Here is a 16,655-nt window from a genome sequence, read left to right as displayed (position 1 = left end):
TTTATAGTATGTGCTCCAATGAGCTGATTTTGCCCGTTATAATCCATATAACTCCAGACGTAAGAACAAGGCTAGTCTTATGAACCAGCCTTGTCGCCACCTCTATATTCTTCAATCCAAAACTTATTTCGAAGGAACTGTAATTTCGCCCTTAATAATTTTTTGCTTGTATTGTTCTACAATATCAAGCACGTCTTTAGGTACGTTTTTCGTTGAAGTGTCTGCCAAACCAATGCCATTATCCTTCAGAGCCAGTGTTTCGACACCGCCCTTAAATTTACCGTCAATTACTTCTTTAGATACGCGTTTTACAGCTTCATCTACACGTTTTACCATCGAAGTCAATGTTACGTCGTCACCAAATTCAAGCGATTGGTCTTTATCCACACCAATAACCCATACTTGCTGACCTTGTTGCTTACGTGCGAGTGCTTCGTTAAATACACCTGTACCAGATCCGCCAGCTGCATGGAAAATAATATCTGCACCGCTGTTATAGATCGTCGCAGCCGCTGCTTTACCCAGATCCGGCTTATCAAATGCACCTGTGTAGTTAACTTCCAATTTTGCATTTGGATTTACAGCTTTAATTCCTGCTTCGAATCCTTTTTCAAAACGTTTGATCAACGGGCTATCTTGTCCACCCACAAAACCAATTTTGTTTGTTTTAGTAAGCTTACCAGCTACAACCCCCACCAAGAAGGAACCTTCATTTTCAGCAAAAACAACCGATTTTACGTTAGGCGCATCCACGACACTGTCAATGATCGCCAAATTCTTGCTCGGGTTGTCTTTCGCTACTTGTCCAATCGCATTCGCCAGATTAAAACCGATTCCCCAAGTCAGGTTAAAATCACCCTTAACAAATTGGTTCAGGTTAGGAATATAATCTTGATCGGATTTACTTTGCAGGTATTTAACTTTAACGCCTGATTCTTTCTCAGTGGCTTGTAGTGCCTCCCAAGCAGATTGGTTAAACGATTTGTCGTTTACTCCACCCACATCTGTAACCATGCCGATTTGGACATTCGATGTTTTGGCAGAACCACCTGTGTCTCCACCATTTGCGTTGGACGCACCTTGATTTTTGTTACCGCAGCCTGCGAGAATGACCGAGATCGCCAGCAGCATAACCAAAGACATACTGAACATTTTCTTCATGCTGATACTGTTCCCCCTTAGTGTTAGATCCCTGGACTGTCTCTTTTCTTTGAACATGTACATGCTCATGCATGTCATTTACTGACGAGACAGATCGTACAGAAGACTTACTTTAGAGATTATACAATTATGATCGGCTAAAATCTAGACAATTAATAACCTTGGGTCAATTTTTTTTAAAACCTCAACAATGTAAGCGCTACAATCTTAAAAAAAACATACATTCTTCCATCCTACGTCATATTTATTCGTATTTTGGAGAAAACAAAGTCTTTTCCGTACCATTGAGTATGTACAAAAAAAGGCATCCCTACACAGCGTACTGCTTGGGATACCTCTTTACCACTTTCGTGGTTTCCACGCCTTCATTATGAATAATTAAGCGTTGATTTTGCCTTTAGCAACAGTTGCCAAAGAGTTGAATGCATTAATATCATTGACTGCAAGATCAGCCAAGATTTTGCGGTTAATGTCCACACCAGCCAATTTCAGGCCGTGCATCAATTTGCTGTAAGACAAACCGTTCAAACGAGCTGCTGCGTTGATACGCACGATCCACAGTCTGCGGAAGTTACGTTTCGTCTGACGACGGTCACGGTATGCGTAAACAAGCGATTTCATTACCTGCTCGTTAGCTGTTTTAAAAATGCGGTGTTTGGAACCAAAATAACCTTTAGCAAGCTTCAATACTTTTTTATGACGACGACGAACGACGAATCCGCCCTTTACTCTTGCCATATCAAATGACCTCCCAAATAATGTTTATACTTTCTTCATTGCCGTGCTGTGCTATTTCAGGTTAGCAAGACCTTGTTTCAGACGCTTAACGTCCCCAGGTGCCATCTCAGGGTTAGTACCCAGAACGCGTTTTGCACGTTTGGATTTGTGGGAAAGCAAGTGGTTTTTGTAAGCTTTGTAACGCATTACTTTACCAGTACCGGTAATTTTGAAGCGGCCTTTAAGGCTGCTATGTGTTTTCATTTTAGGCATTGAACTTCCTCCTTAATTTGTCATTGACTCTTTGGAGCCAATATCATAATCATGCTGCGTCCTTCGAGCTTGGGTTGGCGCTCCACGGTACAAAGATCAGCAACTTCCAATTTCACACGTTCGAGAATTTTTTGACCCACGTTAGCATGAGTAATTTCACGACCGCGGAAACGAACGGAGCATTTCACCTTGTCCCCTTCATTCAGGAACTTCACCACATTGCGAAACTTGGTTTGGTAGTCATGTTCCTCGATGTTGGAACGGAACCATACCTCTTTGATGTCAACGATCTTCTGGTTTTTACGGGCTTCCTTTTCTTTCTTCTGTTGCTCATAGCGGAATTTTCCGTAATCCATAATCCGACACACGGGCGGCTTCGCTTGAGGCGCCACGTTCACGAGATCCAAGTTTGCGTCAATCGCCATTTGCAAAGCTTCACGCGTCGGTTTAATCCCGATTTGTTCACCGTTCGCACCAACTAGACGTACTTCTCTCACTCGAATCTCATCATTGATCATATGTTCCTTACTAATAACCCTCCACCTCCAGAACCTGTTATTGTTGTATTGTGTTTAAGCACAAAAAAGGGATGACGACTACACAGCCGACATCCCTGTCTGATACTCAATTCATCATGAAAGTTCAATTCACAAATCATTGGATCATGACCAGCCGGCAATACCGGACAGGTGAGAAGTCGGACCTTCTACTTGTTAATCCATACTTTTCAATTAACATACTCAAATATCTTATCACGGTGCAATCGAGGTGTCAACACTTTAATAAAAATTGATGACACCGATCTCTAGTTCTACTCTACCGTCTAATTACCCTTGCTTGCTCTGCACCTCTTCTAGGCGAACGACACGCGTATGCTGGGTATGGCTCCATTGCTTGTTGTTCTGCGTGAAGAACGCATAGACCGTAATCGGATACCACGATATCGCATAGACCGGGAACAGCAATAAGTACAGATATACTTTTTTGAATGTGACCTTTTCCAAAATCATTGCGAGCACAAAAGTAGCAACATTCAAACCAATAGCTATAACACCGGTCCAAGCTGGCAACTGTACATAGATGTTCTCGATATTAGGTCCACCAAAGAAGGCGATATCTATCCACATAGCTACTGTCATCAAGAAGGTGAGCAGTACGATATACACGTTCAGACCATAAAGAGCCATATCGAATTTAATCAGGCTTCTATGCTTGATACTTTGCCACAGCAACGGGAAGAAATAACGACGAGCAACCGTGAAATGACCTTGCATCCAGCGCAGACGCTGTCTGGAGGAGGCTTTGAACGTCAACGGCTTTTCATCATATACCTTGGCATCGTAATTAAATCTTGGATATACGTTGCACTGCGTGCAGCGCATGGTGAATTCCAAATCCTCTACGAGACTTGTCGCACCCCAGCCCATTTCCTTAAGCAGATTTGTTTCAAAGCACATGCCTGTACCACCGAGGAAATTAGCCATGTTCAGATTGTGACGTGACAGCTGCCACAAACGGTTGATGTACCAATAAGATACCCCGTATGCCGCTGTAATCCAAGAATCCTCAGGATTCTTAGTATCAATGTACCCCTGGATAACACGGGCACCTGTACACAGATCATTGTTCATTTCACTCAAGAAATTGGTATGCGCCAAATTGTCAGCATCAAACATGACGATGGCATCATATTGGCGTGGCATAGCCCATAATTCCTTGAGCATCCACTCAATAGCGTAGCCTTTACCACGCAGATTCGGATTCGTACGTTCACAAGCATTCATGCCGTGAGCGCGAACGATGTCCGCAGTCTTATCTGTGCAGTTATCACAGATTACGAACACATCGTAAAGTTCCTTCGGATAATCAAGTTGCTTCAAATTTTCCATCAATGCTCCGACAACCTGTTCTTCATTGTGGGCAGCGACTAAAATGGCAAATGATTTTTCTGGAGCCGCGTGCTCTTTCCTTTTCTTCCGAACCAATCCGAACAAGGAGAATGCAAACTGATAGACTGCGATCACCGCCAGTATGACCTGGAGCGTCACAAAAATAGCGTCTAACATGATCTCTTGTTACCCCCTTTTTATACCCCTTAAAATCTTGCGTTTGTTTGTTTTCTATCTGTGTAGCGCAAGTTGCGGCGCTTTTCGCGCCTTTTCTGTAGTTTTTGACCCGACCCTTGCTTTCTTCATTGGCTGTGCGCAGCCTCCTTTTGGCTGACACAGGAACGCCATTACGATTTTCGTTGGTTTTCAATCTTTTGTCAAAGCCCTTAAACCGGTCTCAGCAGCAAAAAAACACAACAAACTCCCGTTTAAACCGGGAATGCAGCGCTGGACTTCTCATTCATGACGTTTAGGTCTTATTTTCATCCATTTGCTAACTTTTTATTTCTTTGGTCCCTCCTTTTTGTGGGCAAATTAGCAACCACTTCTAAACACTCTATCTTATTAGACGGATGAACGCAAAGAAAGTTATACAATACAGCTTATATTCCATTAACATTTTTGTGTAGAATTGAACCAAGTAAGTTATGAATATTTAGTGATTCTTGAAATGAACAGCGTTTAAAAATATGATGAGAGCAAGAGAATAATTACTTATGGTCTGATTATGTCAAAATGACTCAAAATATTTGCCGACTGACCTGAACCGGCAACCGGAGGAAACCAAATGCAACGTCTAGTCGTAAAACTTGTAAGTCTGGAGCAGCAGTTGTTCAAATGGATCAATGGACGCTTACACAACCGTTTTTTGAACTTCTGGCTTTATTATCTCACACATTTAGGCGGGGCTACCTTTACTATAGCCTCCACACTCCTTATTTGGTGGCTCGCTCCGAACCCGTGGAAAGATTCCGGTATGAAGGGAGCCATCGCTCTCGGGGTCAGTCACATCCCCGTAGCTATCGTTAAAAAGCTGTACCCACGGATTCGTCCGTATTTAGCGCTACCAGGTACAAATACATTCCGTAACCCCTTGTCGGACCATTCTTTTCCCTCAGGGCACACGACCGCTATTTTTTCAGCTACCGTGCCTTTTATGCTACAGTCACCGATGCTAACACTGCTGCTGTTGCCTGTAGCGACAATTGTAGGTTTTTCTCGGATTTATCTAGGTCTCCACTACCCAACGGATGTACTTGCAGGAGCGGTGATCGGAACGTCTGCAGCAATAGGAACGGTTGCATTCTGGCCTTAAAGCCGATATGGTATGATTGAGAACATCCCAGCAGGAACAGGTGAAATGAGAGTGGCTAAAAAACGAGTGTTATTATTATCGGAAGGTTTCGGTGCCGGACATACTCAAGCTGCCTACGCGCTCTCAAGCAGTTTGCGGAAGCTTTCTCCGAATGTGCAGACAAGAGTGCTGGAGCTGGGGAGTTTTTTGAATCCAAGAATGGCCCCCCTTATTATTACAGCATACAAGAAGACTGTCGTATCGCAGCCTCGCCTAGTCGGATTGGTTTACCGTCATCAGTACAAAAAATCATTAAACCGTCTTACAACGCTCGCTTTGCACCGTCTGTTCTACACGCAGACCCGAAACATTCTCCGGCAGCTTCGTCCCGATTTGGTGGTATGTACTCATCCCATCCCAAGCGCGGTAATTTCACGTTTGAAGCGCTTAGGTTTACATGTTCCGCTTTGTACTGTTATTACAGACTACGATGCACATGGAACATGGATTAGTCCCGAGGTTGACCGGTACTTTGTATCTACGCCTGAAGTCATGCGTAAGCTGCGAGCACGCGGAGTACCCGTCTCGAAAATCCAGGTGACCGGTATTCCCGTTCATCCAAATTTTTGGGAACATCCTGGGCACGATGAAATTAGAGAACAATTTGGACTTAAACCCATCCCGACCGTACTCGTTATGGGTGGCGGCTGGGGCCTTATGAATGACGAAGTTATACATCGTTCGCTTACTCAGTGGAGAGAGAACATTCAATTTATTTTTTGTTTGGGGCATAATGATAAAATTCGTCGTAAAATGCAATTAGATCCCAGGTTTAATCATCCAAATATTCATATCTTCGGATTTACACGGGAAATCGACAAATTAATGGAGGTATCGAATCTGCTCATCACCAAACCCGGCGGAATGACATGCACCGAGGGATTGGCTAAAGGGATTCCGATGCTGTTTCACAAACCTCTCCCTGGACAGGAGGAGGAAAATTGTCAATACTTTACGGCTCAAGGCTACGGAGAACCGATTACTTCGCTGGATGTTGTCGTGAAATGGATGAACCGACTGCTACACGATTTTCCAGAAATCGTCCGTAAACGACAGGAGCACGTCCACAATGTAGCGCGATATTATCCTCTTCAGAGCGCACAGAGTATTTTGGATATACTGGAACCGAACAGGGTGCTTTCCTAAAAGGAAGCACCCTGTCTTATTTTATCCATTTGATCTTTTTTTTATTTCCCGTACTTTTCAAGGCGTGTTTTTCCGTACTCTTCCAAAGCATCTTGGCCGATCAGCACTTCGACTCGATGAATATTCATACCCTTGCCCATGAACTTTTGTTCATATTCCGTCATGACATGCTCCTCGTTGATCCCCTCACGATGAAGGTTTAACGAAATATTCGTCATTTGTAAACCGCTATCGGCAAACGAATTCAAAGAAAACTCAAATAGTGTCTCCGAATCAGTCTTAAAATGAATTTGTCCTTTGCTGTTCAAAAGCTGACGGTACTTGTCCAAAAAACGCGGATGCGTCAAACGACGACGTGCATGCTTGGCTTTAGGCCAAGGATCACTAAAATTTAGATAAATGCGTTCAATTTCTCCTGGTTCAAAAACATTCTCGATCTGTTCAATGTTTGCCAGTGCCAATTTAATATTAGGCGGCGTATCAACCTCTGAATTACTCCAGGCCAGACGGGACTTTTCTGTTGCACGGCGAACCAGCTCATCATACATATCAAAGCCAATATAGTTAACCTCTGGATTCCGGAAGCTCATTTGGCTTATAAATTGCCCTTTACCCATACCGAACTCTACATGAATGGGACGATCATTACCAAAAAGCTGTTGCCATTTCCCCTTATACTGTGCCGGCTCCAAGATGACTAGATCCTGCTGTTCTTCCAGACTTTCCCGTATTCCTTTTCTTCCGCGTAAACGCATGTTACTCCTCCATATACTCTGTTATCAAGGAAAAAGGAATTTCACCCCCGCTTGAAGATACGGAAATGAAATTCCTTTTTCAATATATTTGGATTGGGGTCCAACTAATTTAATTGTTCATAGTCTACCCCATCAGCAGGTGAAAAATCAATTGTCTTTTGGCAAGCCGCTCTGATTTTTTGACGTGCGGTCGTTCCAATCTGACGATCCTGCCCAAAACGGACACCAGTCAATGCCAACGCCTCATCAAAGGTTAACTCAACAGTAACTTTATCCATACGCGTCTTATCCTGCGCATTCATAAAAGATCACCTCACGGGTTATTTGTGATGGAACCGACGTGCACTTACCCTAAAACAGGCGATAGAAACAGCATAGCTGCCTCCCTGAAGAATAATCATTAGCAACGGATAACTTTTATCTTCAGGATCGAAAACAGTCCTTTTATTGTATGTCTGGTACCGCTTACAATATAACATATTGTGTAACCTTTTTCAATCCGCAACGCCGTGAAATCCGCACATTTTATTGACTTGTTCGGTCAAATGATTCCCAATGAAGACTAATTTTTGTTACAATAGGGTGATCGTAAAAAAAGGAGTACACCCATGAAAACAGATTTATTGCCTGCTCCTCTCCTGTGGGGAGATAAACGGTTCCACACTTGGAATTACGAAATGCGTGAGCAATTTCAAAATAAAGTGTTCAAAGTCATGCTAGATGCGGGTTTTACCTGTCCGAATCGCGATGGCTCCATCGCTAAAGGGGGCTGCACCTTTTGTAGCGCACGCGGATCGGGTGATTTTGCCGGGCGTCGTCGTGATGATCTGGTCACCCAGTTTAATACGATTCGGGATCGACAGCATCTAAAATGGCCAAACGCCAAATATATTGGCTATTTCCAAGCCTACACGAATACGTATGCCCCGGTTGAGGAACTGCGAGAATACTTTGAGGTAATTCTGGAGCAGCCCGGCGTTGTCGGTCTGTCCATCGCTACACGTCCTGATTGCCTGCCTGACGATGTAGTGGATTACCTTGCCGAGCTAAACGAACGCACGTACCTGTGGGTCGAAATGGGTCTGCAAACCGTCCATGAATCGACCTCAGAGCTGATTAACCGCGCTCATGATACTCAATGCTATCTGGAGGCGGTGGAAAAGTTGCGCAAGCGGAATATCCGCGTGTGCGCCCACATTATTTATGGTCTGCCCCAAGAGACGCATGAAATGATGCTTGATACGGGACGTGCAGTAGCGGCTATGGATGTGCAGGGCATCAAAATCCACCTGCTGCATCTCATGCGCAAAACGCCTATGGTCAAGCAGTATGAAGCGGGATTGCTACGCTTTCTGGAAAAGGACGAATACGTGAAGCTGATTGTTGATACGCTGGAGTTTTTACCTCCCGAAATGATTGTTCATCGGTTAACCGGAGATGCCCCACGCGATTTGCTAGTGGGACCCATGTGGTCGCTCAAAAAATGGGAAGTGCTCAATGCCATTGATCATGAACTGAAGTCACGCGAAACGTGGCAGGGAAAATACTGGAGGCAACCTTAAATGGGATTCCTATCCGTCCTGAGCTACGCTCATCAATTGGTGGCTACGCGGGTGCAGCCAGGCGATACTGCTATAGACGCTACCGTCGGTACAGGAGCAGATACGTTATTTCTGGCAAAAGCTGCTGGCAAACGGGGCCGTGTCTATGGCTTTGACATCCAGCAAGAAGCACTGCATTGCGCCCGTCGTCGACTGGAAGAAAACGCTTCACCTTCATTAGCAGAAGTATCGCTACTACTTCAAGGTCATGAGCAAATGCGGGAGGCCGTTCCGGACATGCTGCATGGCAAAGTCGCTGCGGTCATGTTTAACCTCGGCTACTTGCCATCCGAAGGCGCCGATCCTACGGTCATCACGCATACGCACAGTACGCTCGTCGCGCTGGATGCTGCCTTACAATTGCTGCGACCACGCGGCATTCTGACTGCCGTACTCTATCCAGGGCATGCTGGAGGAAGTGAAGAAGCAAATGCCGTTCTTCAATGGGCTTCTGCTCTCCCGGTCTCCAGCGGTCAAAGCATTATTTATCGTCAATTACAACGAGCCGCTTCACCTTACGTAGTGGCAGTTGAGAAGAAATAATGTCGGATTTTAAACTCAGGTTATGAGCGGCTTTTTTACCGCCTTACATATATCATTTTTTTAGCTCGTTTGGGCGCTATTCATCCCAGTTTATTGCCCATCAGCACGTTATTGATTTCCCTATTCTGTTAGATCACACTCATTTACTCATTATGGAGGAGAGAAATTATGCTAAAGCCATACCCGCTGCAATTTCAACCTGAGTTCAAAGAGAGAGTTTGGGGAGGACGGGCCTTAGAGCAATTTGGTCTAACCCCACCAGAAGGACATATCGGGGAAGGATGGATGATTGCCGATCATCCAAACGGAACAACAACGGTCATCAATGGTGAGCTGGCAGGCAAAGGACTGGATGAAATTCGCGAGACCTACGGGCAAGATTGGCTCGGGGCCAAGGGTGTATCGGAAAAAGGCGGACGATTCCCACTTTTGATCAAACTACTGGATTGTAATGATGACTTATCCGTTCAGGTGCATCCGACAGATGATTACAAAGGACTTCCAGCCGGAGAATTAGGAAAAACTGAAATGTGGTACGTGCTTGATGCCAAGCCGGATGCCAAGATTATTTATGGTCTGACCGAAGGTGTAACCCGCGAGAGTCTGCGTACAGCTCTTGAAAGTGGGGACATCCTCGGCAGTTTGCGCCAGGTTCCAGTCGAAGCAGGCGATACATTCTTCATCCCCGCTGGAACCGTACATGCACTGTGTGCAGGCGTTGTCGTTGCTGAAATCCAGCAAAATTCGGATACTACCTATCGCTTATATGACTATAATCGCCCCGGACTGGATGGCAAGCCTCGTGAGTTGCATATCGAGGATTCCCTCAATGTAACCTCCTACGCAGGTGCAGGCGCAACAACGATGAAAACGGACGGCTTACAGCCTGGAAAATGGCTCCAGCTGGCAGCCTGTGAGTATTTTGTTGTGGAAAAGGGTATCGTAGATGGAAGTTGGGCACTTTCTACAACGGAAGACAGCTTCACCATTCTCGTGATTTGTGAAGGCAGTGGGACCATAACATGGAACAATAATACCGAGTCTCTTTCCTGTAAAGCTGGAGATTGCTTCCTGTTGCCCGCTAACCTGAGCGGTTACACGCTGAATGACGGAATGACCGTACTTAGATCTTATCTTCCTTAAGGCTTAAAGGATGTGATGTCTAATTATGCGGGAATACACCTTCACCATCGCTGAAAATGATGGAACAGAGCTTTTTGCCTACCGCTGGCTGCCCGATCAGAATTTGCCCATTAAGGGGATTGTTCAAATTTCGCATGGTATGTGCGAGACGTCCTATCGGTACATCCGACTGGCCGAAAAGCTTACTGCTTGCGGTTACGGTGTGTATGCCAACGATCATATCGGTCACGGGCGCACGGCTGGTGATCCTGATAAGCTGGGTATGCCAGGAGCTGATGCGTTTAATCGAATGGCAAATGGCATGCTGGAGCTAGGCGAAATTGTGGCTAAGGAATTCCCTGAACAGTCTCGTTTTTTGCTGGGTCACAGCATGGGGTCCTTTTTAACCCAGAAAATTATGTATGACGATCGGCAGACGTATCATGGGTTTATTTTATCGGGAACCAACGGAAGACGTGGTCTTCTAAAACTCGGAGAGCAAGTTGCTCTACTGCAAGCCAAACTGCAAGGAATGGATCATCGCAGTATGTTGCTCAACGCTATGGTCTTTGGAGGCTTTAATCGTGCCTTTCGTCCGGTGCGCACAGCGTTCGACTGGCTGTCCCGTGATCCTGAGGAAGTAGATCAGTTCGTGCACGACCCATTATGTGGAGCTATTTGCACGACAGGCTTTTTTCTGGATTTTTTCAGGCTATTGCAAGAAATCCACTGGCCTTCCTCGCTGAAACATATCAATCCCAAACTGCCAGTTTATATTTTTGCCGGGGATCGTGATCCAGTGGGTTTGTTCGGTAAAGGCGTGTTGTCACTAGTGGAAATGTATCGAAGCCTAGAGCTTCAGGACATAGAGTATCGCCTCTATCCTGATGGTCGCCATGAGATGCTTCATGAAACAAACCGCGACGAGGTGATGAGTGACATCGTAGACTGGCTCGACCGTCATGTTAATACAGAGGTGACCTCTGTTTCCACATTGTCTGGAGCCTCCGATGAACCTGAACAATCAACCTCGTCCAAGTCATCAGCCTTGTGAGGAAATAAGAAAAGAAACCTTTAAACCACGATTAAAGTGGGATTGAAGGTTTCTTTTCTTATTCCTTTTTATTTTCCATTTGGGTTAGTTTTAAAAATCACCATGCATTTCGTTCTCTCAGGGAAGTAATATGAGCTGTGTGATGTTTGCCATGCCAGGCATAGATACCGATGTTTCGTTCCAGGCGGATCGTCTGGCCCGATTCAGGATGAATAAACGATCGGTGTAGCTGATCCTCTCCCAACGATCGCAACACGGTCACCCACCGTTCATGCAGTCCTTCTAGCAATTGCAACGAGGGCTCCAGTGGAAGTTCCCTGGCGTCTGGTATTTCGGCCCAACGTCCCTCATCATATGGCTTGATCGTCGGTGTATCCTCCGTCAGCGCCAGTTTAAAACGGATATAGCTGTTCATATGGCTGTCTGCCACATGATGAACTACCTGCCTTATCGTCCAGCCCCCTTCACGATAAGGCGTATTTAGCTGCTGCTCATTCAGTCCTTCGACCGCCAGACGCAGCTGTGCAGGCAATTCAGCAATGTCGTGAATCCATGCGATAAGCTGTTCTTCTGTAATGGTGTCTGGAACAACGAATGATCCTATCGGATAGCGCAAGTCTTTGTCCAAAACAGTTCCCGCCCTTCTCTACATCTACTGACAGTAATGTCTGTAGCCTTATGTGATAACTATGCAGGAAAAAAAGCAGACTCGCAAGAGTCTGCTTTTGTCATACACGTAAAGAGGAGATACACTTACCCCATTTATTTTATCCTTCCAGTAACAATGATTCCGGATCTTCCAGCAATTCTTTGACCGTTACCAGGAAACGAACTGCCTCACTACCATCAATAATCCGGTGATCGTAGGACAACGCGATATACATCATCGGACGATTTTCCATTCGTTCCTCGTCGATGGCAATCGGGCGAAGTTGGATTTTATGCATTCCCAAAATCCCCACTTGCGGCGTATTGAGAATTGGCGTAGACAGCAGGGAACCGAAAATACCTCCATTGGTTATGGTAAAAGTTCCTCCTTGCAAGTCGGCCAGAGAAAGCGAATTGGAGCGTGCTTTGCCAGCCAAATCTGCAATGCTCTTCTCAATCTCAGCAAAGCCAAGACGATCGGCATCCCGCACAACTGGCACAACCAAACCTTCCTTGGCAGATACAGCAATCCCAATATCATAGTATTTTTTCAGTACGATATCATCGCCATTAATTTCAGCATTCACGGTAGGGAAGCGCTTGAGAGCACCAACCACTGCCTTTGTAAAGAAGGACATAAAACCCAAGCCTACATCATGTTTTTCCTTAAACTTATCTTTACGGCGTTTACGCACATCGAGAATGGCGGTCATATCCACTTCATTAAAAGTGGTCAGCATGGCAGCTGTCTGCTGTGCTTCAACAAGACGCTTAGCGATCGTCGCTCTGCGACGAGACATGCGCTGGCGTTCCACAGGCTTGCTGTACTCCGTTTGCGCTGGAGACGGAGGCGCAGGCTTGCTAGTAGCGGCAGACGCAGGTATAGATGCTGCACGTGATACTTCAGCGCTGTTATGCGTTTTTACGTCCTCCTGGAATACACGTCCGAGCGGGTCCTTTCCCTGTACCTGCTCAAGATCAATCCCGCGCTCACGCGCTAACTTCCGTGCAGATGGTGATGCCGTCTGGCCATTTCCGTCGCTATTCGATGAAATAGGCGGTGCAGACTTTTCTTCTACTTTAACGCCGCCTCCTACGGAAGACGGTGAAGTCGCTACGGACGGTGCTTCAGGCGCTTGAGTCGCTGCAACTTCTCCAGCACCGGTTGAATCCGCACTACCACTGCCGCTTCCGATCAGACCAACAGCTTCACCAATGACCACAGTATCTCCCTCCTGACGAAGGATTTTCTGCACCACACCTGCTTCTTCCGCACTAATTTCCAGATTGACCTTATCGGTTTCCAACTCCAGCAGAACATCTCCCTGTCCTACGGAATCCCCTTCCTTCACAAGCCATTTGGAGATTGTTCCCTCCGTGATGGATTCTCCCATTGCCGGCACTATAATATCGCTCACAGCCGCTACCTCCCCAGTGTAATATTGTTTTTGGAATCCTGCTTCAACGCCGATTGAATAATTCGCTGTTGTTCTAGGCTGTGTACTTGCTGATAACCGCTGGCCGGGCTTGAACGATCTGGTCTGCCTGCGTAACGAATTTCCGCTCCCTGTGGCACAACATTCCGCAGGCGAGGTTCAATGTAACTCCAAGCCCCCATATTTTTAGGTTCTTCCTGAGCCCATACGAACTCCTTAACATGCGGGAAGCGACCGAAAATATTCCGAATTTCCTCTTCCGGGAAAGGGTATAACTGCTCCACACGAATAATATGCAGACGCTCTTCTGCCTCATTCTTATCCTTTTCCAATGCTTCTTCGAGATCAATGGCAATCTTGCCACTGCACAGTACAATGCGTTCTACACGATCCGGACGTGCACCAAGACCAGGCTGTTCCAACACAGGACGGAATGCTCCTTCGCTAAATTCAGAAGCAGGCGAAGCGACACGATTATTACGAATCAGGCTCTTCGGCGACATCATCACCAGCGGGCGGGCTTCCTCACTTTCGCTTAATGCAGCCTGACGGCGCAGCAGATGGAAATATTGGGAGGCACTGCTCAAATTAGCGACAGTCCAGTTATTTTGTGCGGACAACTGGAGAAAACGCTCCAGACGTGCGCTCGTATGCTCTGGTCCTTGTCCTTCGCTACCATGCGGTAGCAGCATCACCAGACTCGATTTCTGTCTCCATTTGGCACGGCCTGCGGAAATAAATTGGTCAAAAATAACCTGTGCACAGTTGGCAAAATCGCCGAATTGTGCTTCCCAAATCACTAACGTTTCAGGAGAATACACGTTATAGCCATATTCAAAGCCAAGGACAGATGCCTCAGACAATGGACTGTTATGAATACTGAACGAAGCACGTGCTTCCGGCAATGTATGCAACGGGCAATGTGTACGGCCTGTTTCAGGCTCATGCAGCACAAGGTTACGGTGAGCAAATGTAGCTCGCTCCGCATCTTGGCCTGTCATACGAATAGGCTTGCCGTCTGCGAGAATGGTAGCCAAAGCCAGCGTCTCCGCCAAACTCCAATCTACCTTTTCACCTTCGTTCAGAGCGGTTTTTCTACGCTGTAAAATTCGATCCAGCTTCGGATATACGTGAAAAGACTGTGGCCATTTGAGTAAGTTTTCATTGATTTGGCGCAGTTTTTTCAATTCCACTGCAGTACGTACCACAGAACTCTGATTCTTTTTCGCCTTCACAGGAGTAATCTCCGGCTCTTGTTCCGGTTGATTCTTCACCTGCTCATGCGCTTCCTTCAGTCTGTTTTGCACCTTCTCAATGAGGCCGGCACTAAACGCTTCGTCCACAATCCCCTGCTTCATCAGCTTTTGAGTATACAATTTGCTCACCGTCGGATGATTCTTCACCTTACGATATACCAGCGGTTGTGTTGTTTCCGGGTCATCGGATTCATTGTGACCATAACGACGGTAACCAATCAGATCAATCAGAAAATCCTTCTTGAAACGATTGCGATATTCGCCAGCCATACGAGCAGCTGCAATACAAGCTTCGGGATTATCCGCGTTCACATGCACAATTGGAATTTCATAGCCTTTAGCGAGATCACTGGCATAACGGGTCGAACGGGAATCAACACTCTCTGTCGTAAAGCCCAGACGATTATTCACAATAATATGAACTGAACCGCCATTGCGGAAGCCGCGCAAATTCGTGAAATTAAGTGATTCTGCCACGATACCTTCACCTGGGAAAGCAGCATCACCGTGCATAATAATGGTAGCTGCCTTGCTCACATCCAGCTTCGGATAACCAGCCTCACTGCGGTCTTCCTGTGCAGCTCGTGAAAATCCTTGTACCACCGGATTCACATATTCCAGGTGACTTGGGTTATTCGCCAATGTCAGACGGGCCTGCACCGCTCCCCCATCTTTTACAAAACGATCAGCACCCAGATGATATTTCACATCGCCAGTCCAGCCGTAGTTAATTCCTGTGGAACCTTCCGACGGGATCAAATCCTTATTCGGCGAATGATGAAATTCAGAGAAAATTTTACTGTAAGGCTTGCCCAGCACATGTGCCAGTACATTCAAACGGCCGCGATGCGCCATGCCCATCAGGACATGACTTGCTCCTGCATTTGTGGTTAGACGAATAATCTCATCGAGAACAGGGACAAGCACATCATTACCCTCGATGGAAAAACGTTTCTGTCCGACAAATGTTTTATGCAAAAACTCTTCGAACTGTTCTACTTCTACCAATCTGCTCAGCAACGACTTGCGTTCCTGTGTGGTGAGGGGCTTGGAGGACCAGCCGGATTCTGCATAGCTGTTCAGCCAGCGGCGTTCCTCCTCGTTATGAATATGACTAAATTCATAGGCAATCGGACCTGTGTATGCTACACGTAACCGTTGAATGGCTTCCCATCCGTTAAGTGTTCCCGCAGGAGCGTTATCCCATATTAAAGAGGCTGGAAAAGCCTTCAAGTCTTGTTCAGTTAAACCGTAAGATGCTGGATTAAGCAAGCGTGTATCCTGCTCTGCATCCAGTTCCAACGGATCGATTTGGGCGGCTAAATGTCCGTATTCACGAATATTCCATACCATTTTACCCGCTGTAACCGCTTTCTGTAATGTATTCGAATCAAGATGCCCCAAAGCACTTGTGGGGGGGCCTTGCAATTTGTTGTCTATCATGGAAGCAGCCGAGTATTCGGATTGTGGCGGCTCACCCCATTGATCAAATAGCTCGCGGTAAGCCGGGTCAACCGTTCCGGGGTCCGCTACATACTTTTCATACTGGTCCTGCACATAACCTAGATTAGGTCCGTAATACGCCTGCCAAGGTACCTGTCTGCTGCTCTCTTCCATTGTCATCTCGTTCCCTCCGTCAAATTTTGAAATTCATAGCTGGACGGAAATCATTTTCATTTTTTATTAATCTTCAATTTAAG

General features: G+C 46.1%; 16 protein-coding genes. 6 read left to right on the top strand and 10 right to left on the bottom strand.

Features of this window, described 5'->3' with window-relative positions; genetic code table 11:
• Nucleotides 1-123 precede the first annotated feature (123 nt).
• The 5 genes from MKX46_RS22920 to MKX46_RS22900 all read right to left on the bottom strand — a co-directional run bounded on the left by MKX46_RS22920 (nt 124) and on the right by MKX46_RS22900 (nt 4,217).
• Entirely contained in the window at nt 124-1,161 is a 1,038-nt protein-coding gene (locus tag MKX46_RS22920; protein WP_165145041.1) for a BMP family lipoprotein, read from the bottom strand.
• 378 nt (nt 1,162-1,539) lie between these two features.
• On the bottom strand, nt 1,540-1,899 hold the full coding sequence (rplT, locus tag MKX46_RS22915; RefSeq protein WP_007429517.1) for a 50S ribosomal protein L20: 360 nt from the start codon (nt 1,897-1,899) through the stop codon (nt 1,540-1,542).
• Nucleotides 1,900-1,950: 51 nt separating this feature from the next.
• Nucleotides 1,951-2,151, bottom strand: coding sequence for a 50S ribosomal protein L35 (gene rpmI / locus MKX46_RS22910; RefSeq protein ID WP_013309379.1), 201 nt, complete (start codon nt 2,149-2,151; stop codon nt 1,951-1,953).
• A 20-nt stretch (nt 2,152-2,171) separates the two neighbouring features.
• A complete protein-coding gene (gene infC / locus MKX46_RS22905; RefSeq protein WP_010349250.1) occupies nt 2,172-2,669 on the bottom strand; it encodes a translation initiation factor IF-3 in 498 nt (165 codons plus the stop codon).
• A 309-nt stretch (nt 2,670-2,978) separates the two neighbouring features.
• Entirely contained in the window at nt 2,979-4,217 is a 1,239-nt protein-coding gene (locus MKX46_RS22900) for a glycosyltransferase family 2 protein (protein ID WP_029516470.1), read from the bottom strand.
• 610 nt (nt 4,218-4,827) lie between these two features.
• On the opposite strand from MKX46_RS22900, the gene MKX46_RS22895 reads away from it, so the two are divergent.
• Both MKX46_RS22895 and MKX46_RS22890 read left to right on the top strand, forming a co-directional pair.
• Nucleotides 4,828-5,355, top strand: a complete 528-nt coding sequence (locus MKX46_RS22895; RefSeq protein WP_029516469.1) for a phosphatase PAP2 family protein — start codon at nt 4,828-4,830, stop codon at nt 5,353-5,355.
• A gap of 51 nt (nt 5,356-5,406) precedes the next feature.
• Nucleotides 5,407-6,540, top strand: coding sequence for an MGDG synthase family glycosyltransferase (locus tag MKX46_RS22890; protein WP_029516468.1), 1,134 nt, complete (start codon nt 5,407-5,409; stop codon nt 6,538-6,540).
• A gap of 41 nt (nt 6,541-6,581) precedes the next feature.
• On the opposite strand, the gene trmB is transcribed toward MKX46_RS22890, so the two are convergent.
• Both trmB and MKX46_RS22880 read right to left on the bottom strand, forming a co-directional pair.
• The gene (gene trmB, locus MKX46_RS22885; protein WP_029516467.1) at nt 6,582-7,295 is read right to left on the bottom strand and encodes a tRNA (guanosine(46)-N7)-methyltransferase TrmB; all 714 of its coding nucleotides are present in this window, start codon (nt 7,293-7,295) and stop codon (nt 6,582-6,584) included.
• Between the two features lie 104 nt (nt 7,296-7,399).
• Nucleotides 7,400-7,597, bottom strand: coding sequence for a hypothetical protein (locus MKX46_RS22880; protein WP_013309373.1), 198 nt, complete (start codon nt 7,595-7,597; stop codon nt 7,400-7,402).
• A 306-nt stretch (nt 7,598-7,903) separates the two neighbouring features.
• On the opposite strand from MKX46_RS22880, the gene MKX46_RS22875 reads away from it, so the two are divergent.
• The 4 genes from MKX46_RS22875 to MKX46_RS22860 all read left to right on the top strand — a co-directional run bounded on the left by MKX46_RS22875 (nt 7,904) and on the right by MKX46_RS22860 (nt 11,615).
• The gene (locus MKX46_RS22875; RefSeq protein ID WP_029516466.1) at nt 7,904-8,857 is read left to right on the top strand and encodes a TIGR01212 family radical SAM protein; all 954 of its coding nucleotides are present in this window, start codon (nt 7,904-7,906) and stop codon (nt 8,855-8,857) included.
• Complete coding sequence (locus tag MKX46_RS22870; RefSeq protein WP_209949863.1) at nt 8,858-9,439, top strand: class I SAM-dependent methyltransferase; 582 nt, start codon at nt 8,858-8,860, stop codon at nt 9,437-9,439.
• 168 nt (nt 9,440-9,607) lie between these two features.
• Nucleotides 9,608-10,582: a type I phosphomannose isomerase catalytic subunit gene (locus MKX46_RS22865; RefSeq protein WP_029516464.1), complete on the top strand. Its 975-nt coding sequence runs from the start codon at nt 9,608-9,610 to the stop codon at nt 10,580-10,582.
• Between the two features lie 25 nt (nt 10,583-10,607).
• The gene (locus MKX46_RS22860; RefSeq protein WP_029516463.1) at nt 10,608-11,615 is read left to right on the top strand and encodes an alpha/beta fold hydrolase; all 1,008 of its coding nucleotides are present in this window, start codon (nt 10,608-10,610) and stop codon (nt 11,613-11,615) included.
• Between the two features lie 97 nt (nt 11,616-11,712).
• Here the strand turns inward: MKX46_RS22860 and MKX46_RS22855 are convergent, their stop codons facing one another.
• The 3 genes from MKX46_RS22855 to MKX46_RS22845 form a co-directional block, all read right to left on the bottom strand.
• Nucleotides 11,713-12,243: a YfiT family bacillithiol transferase gene (locus tag MKX46_RS22855; protein WP_029516462.1), complete on the bottom strand. Its 531-nt coding sequence runs from the start codon at nt 12,241-12,243 to the stop codon at nt 11,713-11,715.
• Between the two features lie 139 nt (nt 12,244-12,382).
• Nucleotides 12,383-13,681 carry a 2-oxoglutarate dehydrogenase complex dihydrolipoyllysine-residue succinyltransferase gene (gene odhB, locus MKX46_RS22850; RefSeq protein ID WP_029516461.1) on the bottom strand — a complete coding sequence of 433 codons (1,299 nt, stop codon included), beginning with the start codon at nt 13,679-13,681 and terminating at the stop codon, nt 12,383-12,385.
• A gap of 5 nt (nt 13,682-13,686) precedes the next feature.
• Nucleotides 13,687-16,578 carry a 2-oxoglutarate dehydrogenase E1 component gene (locus tag MKX46_RS22845; protein ID WP_029516460.1) on the bottom strand — a complete coding sequence of 964 codons (2,892 nt, stop codon included), beginning with the start codon at nt 16,576-16,578 and terminating at the stop codon, nt 13,687-13,689.
• Between the last annotated feature and the right edge of the window lie 77 nt (nt 16,579-16,655).

The sequence above is a fragment of the Paenibacillus sp. FSL P4-0113 genome (assembly GCF_038009305.1).
Lineage (GTDB): Bacteria > Bacillota > Bacilli > Paenibacillales > Paenibacillaceae > Paenibacillus > Paenibacillus polymyxa_D.
Note: the sequence above shows the minus strand (reverse complement) of the source record. Positions and strands in the feature narration are given on the sequence as shown.